General features: G+C 65.4%; 14 protein-coding genes. 6 read left to right on the top strand and 8 right to left on the bottom strand.

The window, feature by feature from the left end; all coding sequences use genetic code 11:
* Nucleotides 1–98: 98 nt before the first annotated feature.
* Both ACN0WF_RS08825 and ACN0WF_RS08820 read right to left on the bottom strand, forming a co-directional pair.
* The gene (locus ACN0WF_RS08825; protein ID WP_417772435.1) at nucleotides 99–2,426 is read right to left on the bottom strand and encodes an NADP-dependent malic enzyme; all 2,328 of its coding nucleotides are present in this window, start codon (nucleotides 2,424–2,426) and stop codon (nucleotides 99–101) included.
* A gap of 6 nt (nucleotides 2,427–2,432) precedes the next feature.
* Complete coding sequence (locus tag ACN0WF_RS08820; protein ID WP_417772434.1) at nucleotides 2,433–3,155, bottom strand: ceramidase domain-containing protein; 723 nt, start codon at nucleotides 3,153–3,155, stop codon at nucleotides 2,433–2,435.
* A 170-nt stretch (nucleotides 3,156–3,325) separates the two neighbouring features.
* On the opposite strand from ACN0WF_RS08820, the gene moaB reads away from it, so the two are divergent.
* The 3 genes from moaB to ACN0WF_RS08805 all read left to right on the top strand — a co-directional run bounded on the left by moaB (nucleotide 3,326) and on the right by ACN0WF_RS08805 (nucleotide 5,630).
* Entirely contained in the window at nucleotides 3,326–3,883 is a 558-nt protein-coding gene (gene moaB / locus ACN0WF_RS08815) for a molybdenum cofactor biosynthesis protein B (RefSeq protein WP_417772433.1), read from the top strand.
* A 125-nt stretch (nucleotides 3,884–4,008) separates the two neighbouring features.
* Nucleotides 4,009–4,977: an MBL fold metallo-hydrolase gene (locus ACN0WF_RS08810; protein WP_417772432.1), complete on the top strand. Its 969-nt coding sequence runs from the start codon at nucleotides 4,009–4,011 to the stop codon at nucleotides 4,975–4,977.
* Nucleotides 4,978–5,393: 416 nt separating this feature from the next.
* Nucleotides 5,394–5,630, top strand: coding sequence for a hypothetical protein (locus ACN0WF_RS08805; protein WP_417772431.1), 237 nt, complete (start codon nucleotides 5,394–5,396; stop codon nucleotides 5,628–5,630).
* Nucleotides 5,631–5,806: 176 nt separating this feature from the next.
* Here ACN0WF_RS08805 and soxR read toward each other — a convergent pair whose 3' ends face one another.
* Nucleotides 5,807–6,238 (bottom strand): redox-sensitive transcriptional activator SoxR, encoded by a 432-nt coding sequence (soxR, locus tag ACN0WF_RS08800; protein WP_417772430.1) that lies wholly within the window; start codon nucleotides 6,236–6,238, stop codon nucleotides 5,807–5,809.
* Nucleotides 6,239–6,406: 168 nt separating this feature from the next.
* Here soxR and ACN0WF_RS08795 point away from each other — a divergent pair, with 168 nt between their 5' ends.
* From ACN0WF_RS08795 to ACN0WF_RS08785, 3 genes are all read left to right on the top strand, one after another.
* Complete coding sequence (locus ACN0WF_RS08795; RefSeq protein ID WP_417772429.1) at nucleotides 6,407–7,624, top strand: MFS transporter; 1,218 nt, start codon at nucleotides 6,407–6,409, stop codon at nucleotides 7,622–7,624.
* A gap of 284 nt (nucleotides 7,625–7,908) precedes the next feature.
* Nucleotides 7,909–9,048 carry a PA0069 family radical SAM protein gene (locus tag ACN0WF_RS08790; protein ID WP_417772428.1) on the top strand — a complete coding sequence of 380 codons (1,140 nt, stop codon included), beginning with the start codon at nucleotides 7,909–7,911 and terminating at the stop codon, nucleotides 9,046–9,048.
* Between the two features lie 120 nt (nucleotides 9,049–9,168).
* A complete protein-coding gene (locus tag ACN0WF_RS08785) occupies nucleotides 9,169–9,852 on the top strand; it encodes a ribonuclease HII (protein WP_417772427.1) in 684 nt (227 codons plus the stop codon).
* 124 nt (nucleotides 9,853–9,976) lie between these two features.
* Here ACN0WF_RS08785 and ACN0WF_RS08780 read toward each other — a convergent pair whose 3' ends face one another.
* From ACN0WF_RS08780 to ACN0WF_RS08760, 5 genes are all read right to left on the bottom strand, one after another.
* Nucleotides 9,977–10,456 (bottom strand): F0F1 ATP synthase subunit B, encoded by a 480-nt coding sequence (locus ACN0WF_RS08780; protein ID WP_417772426.1) that lies wholly within the window; start codon nucleotides 10,454–10,456, stop codon nucleotides 9,977–9,979.
* A 10-nt stretch (nucleotides 10,457–10,466) separates the two neighbouring features.
* A complete protein-coding gene (locus ACN0WF_RS08775) occupies nucleotides 10,467–11,060 on the bottom strand; it encodes a F0F1 ATP synthase subunit B (RefSeq protein ID WP_417772425.1) in 594 nt (197 codons plus the stop codon).
* 87 nt (nucleotides 11,061–11,147) lie between these two features.
* Nucleotides 11,148–11,375 carry a F0F1 ATP synthase subunit C gene (locus ACN0WF_RS08770; protein WP_417772424.1) on the bottom strand — a complete coding sequence of 76 codons (228 nt, stop codon included), beginning with the start codon at nucleotides 11,373–11,375 and terminating at the stop codon, nucleotides 11,148–11,150.
* 81 nt (nucleotides 11,376–11,456) lie between these two features.
* Entirely contained in the window at nucleotides 11,457–12,215 is a 759-nt protein-coding gene (locus ACN0WF_RS08765) for a F0F1 ATP synthase subunit A (protein WP_417772423.1), read from the bottom strand.
* A 54-nt stretch (nucleotides 12,216–12,269) separates the two neighbouring features.
* Nucleotides 12,270–12,641: an AtpZ/AtpI family protein gene (locus ACN0WF_RS08760; RefSeq protein ID WP_417772422.1), complete on the bottom strand. Its 372-nt coding sequence runs from the start codon at nucleotides 12,639–12,641 to the stop codon at nucleotides 12,270–12,272.
* Nucleotides 12,642–12,840: the final 199 nt, after the last annotated feature.

Here is a 12,840-nt window from a genome sequence, read left to right as displayed (position 1 = left end):
CCACCTGAACCTGCCTCCCCGGCACGTTCAGAGTGCATCATGCCGACGACGGTTGCATGACGCGGCGCCTTGTCTTTCGGCCTAAGCCGGCAAATCGATCAGGCTTGCGCCTGAAGGCGCTTGGTCTGCGCCTCCACCGCCGCGAAGGCCGACATGTTGACGACGCCGCGCGAGGTCACCGACGGGGTGAGGATGTGCGCGGGCTGCGCCGTGCCAAGCAGGATCGGCCCGACGTGGAGGCTGTCTGTCATCACCTTCACCAGGTTGAGGGCGATGTTGGCCGCATCCAGCGACGGGAACACCAGAAGGTTGGCCTCCCCGGTCAGGCGCGAGTTCGGCATGACACGGTTGCGCATCGCCTCGGAAAGCGCGCTATCGCCGTGCATCTCACCGTCCACCTGCAAGTCCGGCGCGATCTGGCGCAGCAGCTCCAGCGCCTCGCGCATCTTGCCGGCCGAAGCCATGTCGCGGGAGCCGAAGTTGGAGGCCGACAGCAGCGCGGCGCGCGGGGTAATGCCGAAGAGGCTGATCTCCTCCGCCGCGAGACGGGTCATCTCCGCGATCTCGCGCGCCGACGGGTCGATGGTGACATAGGTGTCGGTGAAGAAGGTCGCGCCGTTCGAATTGATCAGCAGCGACAGGGCGGAAAAGTCCTGAACGCCGGGCGCCATGCCGATGATGCTGCGAACATTGCCCAGGTGCTTGGAATAGCGCCCTTCCAGCCCGCAAATCAGCGCATCCGCCTCGCCCCGACGTACGGCCAGCGCGCCGATCACCGTCGGATTGGACCGCACGATGTTTCGGGCGGCCTCCGGCGTCACACCGCGCCGGCCGGCGATCGAGAACAGAGTGTCGACATAATCGCGGTACCGCGGGTCGTCCTCCGGATTGATGAACTCGAAGTCGACGCCGGGACGGATCTTGAGACCGAAGCGCTCGCAGCGATTCTCGATCACCGACGGACGGCCGATCAGGATCGGCAGCGCGAGCTGGTCCTCGATGAGCACCTGGGCGGCGCGCAGAACGCGCTCGTCCTCGCCGTCGGCATAGGCAATGCGGGTCTCGCTGGCGCGCGCGGCGGCGATGATCGGCTTCATGATCAGCCCGGAGCGGAAGACGAAGCGGTTCAACCGGTCATTATAGGCGTCGAAGTCGGTGATCGGGCGCACCGCGACGCCGGTTTCCATCGCCGCGCGGGCGACAGCCGGGGCAATGCGCAGGATCAGCCGCTGGTCGAAGGGCGAGGGAATGAGGTACTTCGGACCGAAGGTCTCCGTCACGCCGCCATAGGCGCGGGCGGCAACGTCGGAGGGCTCCTCGCGGGCAAGCTCGGCGATGGCGGTGACCGCGGCGAGCTTCATTTCCTCGTTGATGGTCGTCGCGCCCACATCGAGCGCGCCGCGGAAGATATAGGGGAAGCAGAGGACGTTGTTGACCTGGTTCGGATAGTCCGAGCGGCCGGTGCACATCATCACGTCGTTGCGCACGGCGAGCGCGTCTTCCGGCATGATCTCGGGGCGCGGATTGGCGAGCGCCAGGATCAGCGGCCTGTCGCCCATGGAGGCGACCATCGCCGGCTTCAGCACGCCGGCCGCCGAAAGCCCCAGGAACACGTCGGCGCCAGGAATGACCTCCGCCAGCGTGCGCGCATCGGTCTTCTGGGCAAAGATCGACTTCCATTCGTCCATCAGGCTCTCGCGACCCTCGTAGACGACGCCCTCGATGTCGGTGACGAAGATGTTCTCCCGGGCAGCGCCGAGGGAGACGAGCAGGTTCAAACAGGCAAGGGCGGCCGCGCCGGCGCCCGATGTGACGATCTTGACCTTGGAGATGTCCTTGCCGGCAAGCTCCAGCGCGTTCTTGACCGCCGCGGCGACGATGATGGCGGTGCCGTGCTGGTCGTCATGAAAGACGGGAATGTTCATCCGCTTGCGCAGGGCGCGCTCGATCATGAAGCATTCCGGCGCCTTGATGTCCTCCAGGTTGATGCCGCCGAAGGTCGGCTCGAGCACCGCGACCGCGTCAACGAAACGCTCGACGTTAGTCTCGTCGACCTCGATGTCGAAGACGTCGATGCCGGCGAACTTCTTGAAGAGCACCGCCTTGCCCTCCATCACTGGCTTGGAGGCGAGCGGCCCGATGGCGCCAAGCCCAAGAACCGCCGTGCCGTTGGAGATCACGCCCACGAGATTGGCGCGCGCGGTGTAGTAGGCCGCCATCGCCGGATCGCGGGCGATCTCGTTGCACGGCGCCGCCACGCCCGGCGAATAGGCGAGCGCCAGATCGCGCTGGTTGCCGAGCGGCTTGGTCGCCTGGATCTCCAGTTTTCCCGGCTGCGGGTGGCTGTGATAAAACAGCGCCGCCTCATCAAGATCGCGGGCATGGTTCGTCGCGGTGTGCGGGGCTGTCTTCGGCGCATCGGTCATGGCGGGTCACTCGGGCTTGCGGTCGGCGGCCGGGGCGGCGCCCGGCCAGGGTTCGGCAGTTGAAACGGTTGGCGCGGCCACCGTCGCTTCTTCACCCTTCGCCCGTATCAGCAGGCGAATCAACAAGAAGAGCACGACGGCGTTCAGGCAATGCCATACGAAATGCGTACCAAGGGGGAAAGCAGGACAAACAGCCGCGTCCGCTGTGCGAAAGGCGAGCGAGACGATGAAGACACAGGCGGCGGCGAGAAGCGGCCCGGCTCCGGCCAGCCCGCGCAGGCGAAGCGCGACGGCGACGCCCGGCATGGCCAGCGCCGCCGGCAGGTAGCCAGCGCCAGAACCGAGCCCCGACGCCAGGCGCGCGACGGCGAAGCCGCCGAGCAGGAAGAGCACTGTCGCAAACGCGGAAACCCGCCGCGACAGGCCATGCAGCCTGGTCAGCGCCAGATAGAAATAGACGTGAATGAAGACCGCGATCGGCAGCACATCGGCAACACCGGACCAGCGGTTGGCGAACGTGTGGAATAGAAAGGAGCCCAGGCCGATGACCGCAAGGATCGCGATCAACAGGCCGACAGCCGGATCGATGCGGCCGCGTGCCCTGGCCAGCCCCCAGGCAGCCAGGGCGGCGACCAGAAAGGCGGCGTTGGTCAACGCGTTGACCGGCTCCGCCCAGAAGCCAGGATCGAGACGCTCGCAATAGGCGTCTACGGAAGCCCACCAGTCCATGCCGCCTTGCGCCTCCCTCTCGCCGCGCCCGCGCCTGCCCCTTGATCCACCGGTACGCCCTGCACATCTGCGACGGAGCGCGGCGGTCTTCGTTGTGGCGCGGAACCTGGCCCGAGCCTATTCTTGGCAACGCCCGCGATGCAAACCCCTGCCTGCAAGGATCCATGATCATGTCACGCATCGATGACAGCCGCCCCTTCGTTCCGCTCAATATCGCGGTGCTGACGGTTTCCGACACGCGTTCGCTGGACGAGGACAGGTCCGGGTCAACGCTGGCCGCACGGATCGAGGATGCCGGCCACCGGCTCGCCGACAGGACCATTGTCACCGACGACGTCGACAGGATCCGCGCGGCGGTCAACCGCTGGATCGAGGATCCCGGCGTCGACGTCATCATCTCCACCGGAGGCACCGGCTTCACCGGGCGCGACGTGACGCCGGAGGCGATCGAGCCGCTGCTCGAGAAACGCATGGACGGCTTCTCGGAGGTGTTCCACCGCATTTCCTACGATAAGATCGGCACCTCGACGATCCAGTCGCGGGCGACCGGCGGCGTCGCCGGGGCGACCTACATCTTCGTGCTGCCCGGCTCGCCCGGTGCCTGCAAGGACGCCTGGGACGGCATTCTCAAGTGGCAGCTCGACTATCGGCACATGCCCTGCAACTTCGTGGAGATCATGCCCAGGCTCGACGAACACCTGAAGCGCGGCAAACTGCGGGAAGCCTGAGATCCCCTCGCTCTGACGCAACGGCATCAAAAGCCTTCACGGTTTCGTGAGAAGGTCTCCCTTGGCGCATGAGTCATCCTAGGTTCGACTGCGACGACTTCATCTCATCCGGGAGGATCCAGACCATGACGCTTCAGACGGTCAATCGCCGCACCCTGCTCGCCGGCGCGGCGACGGTGGCGCTTGCCGCGCCGGCGCTGCTCTCGCAGACGCGCATCGCCAGCGCAGGAGCGCCGATGCTCGGCGCCTCCGCCCCCAGCTTCCGCCGCATAAAGCTCGGCGCCTTCGAGGTCACCACGCTCCGCGATGCGGCGCGCGCGATGGACGGGCCGCATCCCACCTTCGGCACCGACCAGGAGGCTTCGGCCGTCGCCGAGCTTCTGGCGGCCAACAGCCTGCCAAGCGGGCGCATGGTCAATGGCTTCACCCCGACGCTGGTCAACACCGGGTCCGAGCTCGTGCTCTTCGACACCGGGCTTGGTGGCGAGGCGGGGTCCCTGCCCGAGCAGATCCGGGCTGCCGGCTATGCGCCCGAGCAGATCGACATCGTCGTGCTGACCCACATGCACCCGGACCATATCGGCGGGCTGATGCGCGACGGAAAGCCGACCTTCGCCAACGCACGCTATGTCACCGGGCAGTCGGAATACGACTTCTGGTCGGCGGAGGCGCGCATGACCGGCCCGACCGAAGGCGTCGCCAAGCTGGTCCACGCCAATGTCACGCCGCTTGCCGAGAAAACCACCTTCATCGGCAACGAGGGCACGGTCGTCTCCGGCATCTCCGGCATCGACACCTTCGGCCATACGCCGGGCCACATGTCGTTCCACCTGGAAAGCGAAGGCCAGCGGCTGCTCGTGTGGGGCGACGTCGCCAACCACTTCGTCGTTTCCGTGCAGCGGCCGGACTGGCATGTGCGCTACGACATGGACAAGGCGCAGGCCGCAGCGACGCGCAAGCGGATCTTCGACATGGCCGCCGCCGACCGCCTGCCGGTCATCGGCTATCACATGCCGTTCCCCGGCATCGGCTACATCCAGTCCTCCGGTGAGGGCTACCGCTGGGCGCCGGAGACCTATCAGTTCGAACTGTGAGGGCGCGGCGGACCGCCGCCGCCCCACCCGCCTGGCCTCCCCGGCCCCCGGAGCGATCCGGGGGCCTTTTTCGTTTCGCGCGGAGCCGCACTCAGGGTCTGGTCGTCCGTCCGACCGCCAGATCGTCATGCCCGCCCCTGTCATGAATAACAAGTCTTTCAGAACGTAGTTTTTCCGCCGGCCGAAATCGTCAATGTGACGCTGCGTTTTTATCATCTGTAATTATTACAGTAACGCGAGATCACATTTCAGTCACATCTAGGTTCCGCCACGATCATTCCCCACTGTTACCCCTTGACAGCCCATTTATCGCCCGCACCGACCGCCACCTTTCTTCACATGGACGGCACCACCGCCGGCCTGCGGTCTCCCAGTCCCAACGGGGAGACCGGCAGACTGACCAAAAGGAGGCACCCATGAAGAAGACGATCATCGCGCTTGCCGCTCTCACCTCGTTCACCGGCGCGGCCCTTGCACAGGCCCCGAGCTTCGCGGAGATCGACGTCGACCAGAACGGCGAACTCTCCATCGCGGAGCTCGCGACGGCGATGCCGAATCTCACCCAGGAGGCCTTCAACACAGCGGACGCGGACGGCAACGGTTCGCTTTCCAAAGCCGAGTTCGAGGTGCTCACCTCCAACAGCGGCGGCTAACCGGCGCTGCGAGACAGGCTCCGCCGCCCACTCGTCCCACGTGGGAGGCGGGGCCTGCCCCTTTTTTCAGCTTTCCAGAAGTTCTCCCCCTGCCAATACCTCCCCCGACGCACCTGCCGCCCCTCCGGGCGGCATTTTTTTGGGCCCCCGAAATTCGCGTGGGCGCGCGGAATGCCTCAGTCCAACAGGACCGGGCCAACTCCGTCTTTTCCCAACACATCCTCGGGGTTGCGCAGCGGGCAAGCCTCCATGGAAAGGCATCCGCAGCCGATACAGCCCTGCAAGTCGTCACGAAGCTGACTGAGCGCCCTTATTCGTTGCTCCAGCTGATCTTTCCAACTCGCGGAGAATACGCGCCATTCCTGAGCAGTGGGCGCGCGGTCTTCGGGTAGGGAAGACAGCGTTTCCTTGATCTCGGCGAGAGAGATCCCTGCCCGCTGCGCTATTCGGATAATTGCGACAAGCCGAAGGAGGCCGCGTGGATACCGCCGCTGATTGCCTGCGGTCCGGCGCGATTTGAGCACACCTTTTTTCTCGTAAAAGTGCAGGGTCGATATGGCGACGCCCGAGCGTCTGGCCATCTCTCCGACAGTCAGTTCGGTTTTCATGCTGGCACCTTGGCAAACCTCGACATTACTTCAGCTTATCGCGACATCCGTGCGACCGGGCAAGCACATTCCGTACGGCCAGAGCGCGCAAGGATTCCCCTTGACCTAAACCATAGTCGAGGTCGTACAAGCTCGCTCCACAGCGACCACAAAGCCAGAAGACGAAAAATGTCATCCAATTCCATTTCCGGTTCTCCGCCCCCCGCTCGCGGAGATGTCGAGGCCAGGGCCAACTGGCCTGCGGTCTTCACGTTGTCCTTCGGGCTCTTCGGCCTTGTGACCACCGAACTTCTCCCCATCGGTCTCATCACGCCCATGGCGTCCGAGCTTGGCGTCAGCGACGGCGCCGCCGGCCAGGCCGTTACCGCCACGGCGATCATCGCCGCCGTGGCGGGCCCGCTGCTCGTTCTCGGATCGGGACACCTCGACCGGCAAAGACTGGTCCGAATTCTGGGTATCCTGTTCTTCGTTGCCACTTCGATGTCTGCACTGGCCCCCAGCCTGCCTGTGCTGCTTGCCGCGCGCGCCTTGCTGGGCGTTGCGCTTGGCGGGACATGGGCCATGGCAATCGCATTGACGACGCGCCTCGTGCCGGGTGGAAAGGTTCCTCTGGCCCTGTCCATCATCTTCACCGGCGTATCCGTCGCGAACGTCATCGCCGCACCTATCGGCGCCTATCTCAGCGATGTCCTGAGCTGGCGCGCCGCCTTCTTGATGGCCGCGGCCGTCGCTTTCATCGCCCTTGCCGGGCAGGTTTTGACGATCCCCAGGCTTCCGACAGCCACCCCGCCCAGCATCGCGTCGTTCCGGATGACCTTGAGCCGGCCGGCAGTGCTGACAGGCCTGACAACCGTGTTCTTCGTCCTTTGTGGAAACACGGCCGGCATCTCCTTCGTCCGGCCCTTCCTGGAAGCCGGCCCGCAGCTCGACGTAAAGACGATCTCAATCGTGCTGCTGACCTTCGGTGTCGCCGGTTTCTTCGGAAACCTGATCGGCGGAGCGCTGTCCTCCCGCAGCCCCGCTCTCACTGCCGCCGGCGGGGCGCTCGTCATCGCGGCTGGAACGACGGTTCTGGCCAGCCAGGGGAGCACGACGCCCATCATCTTCGTCGCAATCGCGATCTGGGGGCTCGGCTTCGGAACGTTCCCGGTCGCGATATCGAGCTGGAATGCCCAGGCAGCGCCCGATCAGGCCGAAACTGCGGGGGCGCTTCTGTCGACAGCCTTTCAAGTTGCCATCGCGAGCGGTGCCGTACTTGGCGGCCTCTTGCTGGAAGGACTTGGCGCGGTCGCCCCGATCTACAGCGCCGGACTTGCTGCCGTGACCGGCGCGTCCGTCATGCTCCTTGTTGGCCGCTCGACCGCGCTACCGCGCCCGACCTGCTAACGCCGGTGGCCGCGTTGCACGACCCCATGGCATGGCCACCCGCTCTACAGCGCGCGGCCATGCTGTCGCCATAGCTTCAGATCGGGCACCGGCTTCAATGGCCCAGCTTTGTCCCGCATAGCCGCCTACACAGAAAGCGAGCGTCCGTCACTTTTCCATGGTCGCCGGTGCTGCAGGTCTTCTGGCACGCCCCTCCACGGGTCTCTTTTCAGCGCTATTTGTTCCTGATATGTTCACACTATTAGGCGTGACTCAGGCTGATGCCGATCAGGAGCAGACAGGCAATGCAGACGGGCAGGACGCAGCGTCCTCTTTCCCCTCCTCTTCCCCCGGCGCCGGAGCCCGGCGCGCCGCCCGCCGGCGATGCCCGCGGCGCATCCGGACGCGGCGCGGGCCTCAACATGGCCGGGCGCTACGAGCGGGAAAGCAGCGAGATCTTCGACGACGGCTGGGGAACGCTCGACGAGATCGAAACCCTGCGCACCCACGTCCACGAGGAGCGCGCGCGAACGATCATCACCCGCAACGAATCGCCCGACATTTCCTTCGACCGCTCGATCAATCCCTATCGCGGCTGTGAGCACGGGTGCGTCTACTGCTTCGCTAGGCCGAGCCACGCCTATGTCGGGTTGTCGCCAGGACTCGACTTCGAAAGCCGTCTGACCGTCAAGCCCAACGCGGCGGAGCTGCTCGAGCGGGAATTGTCGCGCCCCGGCTACGCGCCGCGCACCATCGCAATCGGCACCAACACCGACCCCTATCAGCCCATCGAGCGCCAGTGGAAGATCATGCGCGAGATCCTGACCGTTCTCGACCGCTGCAATCATCCTGTCGGCATCGTCACGAAGTCGGCGCTGGTGCTTCGCGACATCGACATTCTGGGCTCCATGGCCGAGCGCGGCCTGGTCAAGGTGGCGCTCTCGATCACGACGCTCGACCGCAAGCTGGCGCGCACGATGGAGCCGCGCGCTGCAACGCCCGAAAAGCGGCTCGCCGCCATCCGCGGCCTGTCCGAGGCGGGCATACCGACAAGCGTGATGGTCGCGCCCGTCATCCCGGCGCTCACCGATTCGGAAATGGAGCGCATCCTGGAGAGCGCCCATGAGGCAGGGGCGCGCGAGGCGGGCTACATCCTGCTGCGCCTGCCTATCGAGGTAAGCCCGCTCTTCCGCGACTGGCTGTTGCGGCACCGCCCCGACAGCTATCGCCATGTCATGAACCTCGTACGCTCGATGCGCGGTGGCAAGGATTACGACGCGCAGTGGCAGAAGCGCATGAAGGGCGAGGGCCCCTATGCCGAGCAGCTTGGCCGCCGGTTTCAGCTCGCGGCAAAACGCATCGGCATGAACGCCAAGCGGCGGGCGCTGAACAAGGACGCCTTCCTCGCGCCGCGCGCGGGCGGCGTCCAGCTGCAACTGTTTTGACCGCAGCGACGTGACCGGCTTGCCGCACCTCCGCGCAGCGATGCCCATACTTGTCTTTGCCGGCGTTTCGCGGCAGGAACGTCGGATGAGGCACGCTCCCCCCTATCCCGACGCGCAAGCATGACCCTTCGCGGATCCATGCCGCTCTTCGACCGGCTTGAGATACCTGACGCCATCGACCCCGGTGCGGAAGCCCGGATCGCGGCGCGCTTCGACAATCGGCTCGCGGGCATCGACGAGGCCGGGCGCGGGCCCTGGGCCGGACCGGTCGCCGTGGCGGCGGTGATCCTCGTACCGGGCGACGTGCCGGACGGTCTCGCCGATTCCAAGGTGCTCAGGGAGGCCGAACGCGAAAGGCTTTTCGAGGAGATCTGCGCACGCGCCCATGTGGCGCTTGCCTATGCGGCGCCGGAGACCATCGACAGGCGCAACATTCGCGCAGCGACCCTGGCTGCCATGGCGCGCGCGGCACGCGCCCTTCCACTGCCCCCGACCTTTTGCCTGATTGACGGACGCGACGTACCGCCTGGGCTCCCTGTTCCGGGCGCAGCCGTCGTCAAGGGAGACGGCCGGCTCATGTGCGTCGCAGCCGCTTCCATCATCGCAAAGGTCGCGCGCGACCGGCTGATGAAGCGCATGGCGACCCATTGGCCCGCCTATGGCTTCGACGGCCACAAGGGCTACGGCACGGCCCGGCACGCCGCCGCGCTTGCCGAGGCGGGCGTCTCGCCGCTGCATCGGATGAGCTTCCGTCCGGTCGCTGCTGCAGCCGCGGCCGGCAAAGCACCCGACAAAGACCGCTGACGGCGGCCGCATCGCCCCCGCAAGACAGTTCCCTGAAAAGACAGCGCCCTGAAACGCAAAAACGGCCCCGAAGGGCCGTTCGCGTTTTCGCGTCCGCGCGGGCGCCAGGCACCCGGGGGCGAACTCAGTTCAGACGGGTCTTGACCGCATCGATGCTCTCGGAGAGCAACTTCTCGCTGACCGCGCCGGTGACCTTCTTCGACAGAATCGCGCGGGCGGCCTCGATAGCCAGGTCGGAGGCGCGTGCCTTGACCTCGGCAATCGCCTGCCCCTCGGCCTGCGCGATCTTCTGCTCGGCGGCAACCGTGCGCCGGGCGATCATCTCCTCGAGGGCGGCATTCGCCTCGACCGTCATGCGGTCCGCCTCGCGCTTGGCCTCGGCAATGATGCCCTCGGCCTCGCCTTCGGCTTCCTGACGACGACGCTGATAGTCGGCGAGGAGAGCCTGCGCCTCCTCACGCAGCTTGCGCGCGTCGTCCAGTTCCTTGCGGATCGTGTCCGCCCGCTTGTCGAGCGAGCTTCCGATCATGCCAGGGACCTTGAAATAGGCCAGCACGACAAAGAACAGAATCAGGCCGACCAGTGCCCATGCTGTGGCGTCCATCAGCGCGTCCTCACTTCATCGCCGCGTCGACGGCGGTGTTAAGTTCCTTCTCCGTCGGCGCCTTTCCGATCAGCGTCTCGACGAGAGCGGAAGTCGTCTCGGTCGCGATTTCGCCGACGCTGGCGAGCGCGGAGGTCTTGATCTCGGCAATGTGCTGCTCTGCGGCAGCCAGCTTCCCGGCAAGATCTTCCTCGGTCTGGTGACGGCGGCTGTCGACCTCGGTCTTGAGCTTGTCGCGCGTCTCCTGGGCGATCTTGTGCGCCTTGTCGCGCGCCTCGGCGAGCGCCTGCTCGTAGGCGGCGATGGCGGCATTGCTCTCCTCGTTGAGGCGATTCGCCTCGGCGACGTCGCCCGCGATGCGATCGCGGCGGTCCTCGAGGATGCCGCTGAGCCGGGGCAGCGCCACCTTGCTCATGATCCAGTAGAGAACACCGAAGGTGATCGCCAGCCAGAGCAGCTGAGACGCGAAGGTCGAGCCGTCAAAAGGCGGAAAGGTGCCGACCGAATGCTCGTCGGCCGGGATCTCGATAACAGCGTGGGTATTGACTTCGCTGTGGGTCTCGGCGCCGGTCGTGGCCATGTTCATCTCCAATGCCGCAGCCATGCAAACACCGCGCCTTGCGCGGTGCGCCAGCCGGGCGCGGCTGCGCGCCCGGCTGGAAAGTTTGCGTCGCTGACGCGTGTCGCGATCTTAGACGGCGAACAGCAGGAGAAGAGCGACGAGCAGCGAGAAAATGCCGAGCGCCTCGGTCACGGCGAAGCCGAGGATGAGACGGCCGAACTGGCTGTCGGACGCAGACGGGTTGCGCAGCGCGCCGGACAGATAGTTGCCGAAGATGTTGCCAAGGCCGAGGGCGGCGCCGCCCATGCCGAGACATGCGAGACCGGCACCAATGTACTTTGCTGCTTCAGCTTCCATGACACTTGCTCCTTAGATGGGGTAATTTCAGCGACGACAAGGGCGACCGCGCCTCATTGCGCGGTCGAACCAGACTGACTCTTAGTGGCTCGGATGCAGCGCATCGTTGAGGTACATGCAAGTCAGAACCGTGAACACGTACGCCTGCAGGAAGGCGACGAGGAACTCCAGACCGGTCAGCGCCACGGTCATCAGCAGAGGCAGGATCGCCGATGCGGGACCGAGGAGACCGAAACCTTCCGCTGCGCCGAGCGAGACCACGAAGCCGGCAAACACCTTCAGCGTGATGTGACCGGCCAGCATGTTGGCGAACAGACGAACCGACAGGCTGACGGGGCGCGACAGGAAGGAGATGATCTCGATCGGCGTCACCAGCGGGATCATTGCCGCGGGAACGCCGTCAGGTGCGAACAGCTTGAGGAACTTCACGCCATGCCGGGCGAAGCCGTAGATGGTCACGGTACCGATCACCACCAGCGCCAGCGCGAAGGTGACGATGATGTGGCTGGTGACCGTGAAGAAATAGGGGAACATCCCGAGCATGTTCGCCGTCAGGACGAAGACGAAGAGCGAAAACACCAGCGGGAAGAAGCGCATGCCCTCGTTGCCGGCCGAGCTTCGCAAGGTACCGGCAACGAACTCGTAGCCCATCTCGGCGATCGACTGCCAACGGCTCGGAACGAGACCGCGCCCGCTCGTCGACAGGATCAGCCCCATGGAGACGACCGCAACGGTCACAACCATGAAGAGGGCGGAGTTCGTAAAGGACAGATCGAGGCCGCCGACCTCGATCGGAACAAGCTTGGTGATCTGGAACTGATGGATCGGATCGTTCGCCACCGGGTCAGCCCCTCTTTAGCGGTCGCATTGAACGCTTTCGCGTCGTGAACTGGTTCATTTCCGTCCGTTGCGCGCCTTGTCAACCGGATCCGACACCATTCCGACGGATCTCAGCACATTCAGCACGCCAGCAGCGAAGCCCAGCAGCAGGAAGACGATCAGCCCCCAGGGACTTGTCCCCAGTCCTGCGTCGAACAACCAGCCAAGACCCGCTCCGACGACGATGCCGGCGACGAACTCCGTCGACAGCTTCATTGCCTGAGCGTACCCCTGACCCGCACCCGATGAAGACGACTTGCGAAGCGACGCTTCCGCCACCTCTTGCCGTTCCTCGAGCGCCCGCATCAGCCGGCTCTTTCGCTCGGACAGTTCGGCTTCCGTAAACCCGCGATCCCCCTCGCCCGGTCCGTTCTCTTCCGGAGACATTATGCTTGCGTCCCCTTCCCAGACTGGAGCCGGCCAAATGCCCGCCTGCCCTTGAAAGCCGGGCGCACCATAGTCGGCACCCCCGGCCCTGTCAAGGAGGCATCAGAACATGTCAAGTTGCTGAAAATAAAATGGAAACGCCGTTACTCACAGGCTTTTGGAGGCGCCTCCGCACAAATGCCGCGGTCACGGCGGCGCG

Source organism: Stappia sp. (genome assembly GCF_048268045.1).
GTDB lineage: Bacteria > Pseudomonadota > Alphaproteobacteria > Rhizobiales > Stappiaceae > Stappia.
Note: the sequence above shows the minus strand (reverse complement) of the source record. Positions and strands in the feature narration are given on the sequence as shown.

Excerpts from the sequence above, each read along its gene's own strand:
- ACN0WF_RS08825 (WP_417772435.1), bottom strand. The coding sequence starts at position 2,426 with ATGACCGATGCGCCGAAGACAGCCCCGCACACCGCGACGAACCATGCC.
- ACN0WF_RS08820 (WP_417772434.1), bottom strand. The coding sequence starts at position 3,155 with ATGGACTGGTGGGCTTCCGTAGACGCCTATTGCGAGCGTCTCGATCCT.
- moaB (WP_417772433.1), top strand. The coding sequence starts at position 3,326 with ATGTCACGCATCGATGACAGCCGCCCCTTCGTTCCGCTCAATATCGCG.
- ACN0WF_RS08810 (WP_417772432.1), top strand. The coding sequence starts at position 4,009 with ATGACGCTTCAGACGGTCAATCGCCGCACCCTGCTCGCCGGCGCGGCG.
- ACN0WF_RS08805 (WP_417772431.1), top strand. The coding sequence starts at position 5,394 with ATGAAGAAGACGATCATCGCGCTTGCCGCTCTCACCTCGTTCACCGGC.
- soxR (WP_417772430.1), bottom strand. The coding sequence starts at position 6,238 with ATGAAAACCGAACTGACTGTCGGAGAGATGGCCAGACGCTCGGGCGTC.
- ACN0WF_RS08795 (WP_417772429.1), top strand. The coding sequence starts at position 6,407 with ATGTCATCCAATTCCATTTCCGGTTCTCCGCCCCCCGCTCGCGGAGAT.
- ACN0WF_RS08790 (WP_417772428.1), top strand. The coding sequence starts at position 7,909 with ATGCAGACGGGCAGGACGCAGCGTCCTCTTTCCCCTCCTCTTCCCCCG.
- ACN0WF_RS08785 (WP_417772427.1), top strand. The coding sequence starts at position 9,169 with ATGACCCTTCGCGGATCCATGCCGCTCTTCGACCGGCTTGAGATACCT.
- ACN0WF_RS08780 (WP_417772426.1), bottom strand. The coding sequence starts at position 10,456 with ATGGACGCCACAGCATGGGCACTGGTCGGCCTGATTCTGTTCTTTGTC.
- ACN0WF_RS08775 (WP_417772425.1), bottom strand. The coding sequence starts at position 11,060 with ATGGCTGCGGCATTGGAGATGAACATGGCCACGACCGGCGCCGAGACC.
- ACN0WF_RS08770 (WP_417772424.1), bottom strand. The coding sequence starts at position 11,375 with ATGGAAGCTGAAGCAGCAAAGTACATTGGTGCCGGTCTCGCATGTCTC.
- ACN0WF_RS08760 (WP_417772422.1), bottom strand. The coding sequence starts at position 12,641 with ATGTCTCCGGAAGAGAACGGACCGGGCGAGGGGGATCGCGGGTTTACG.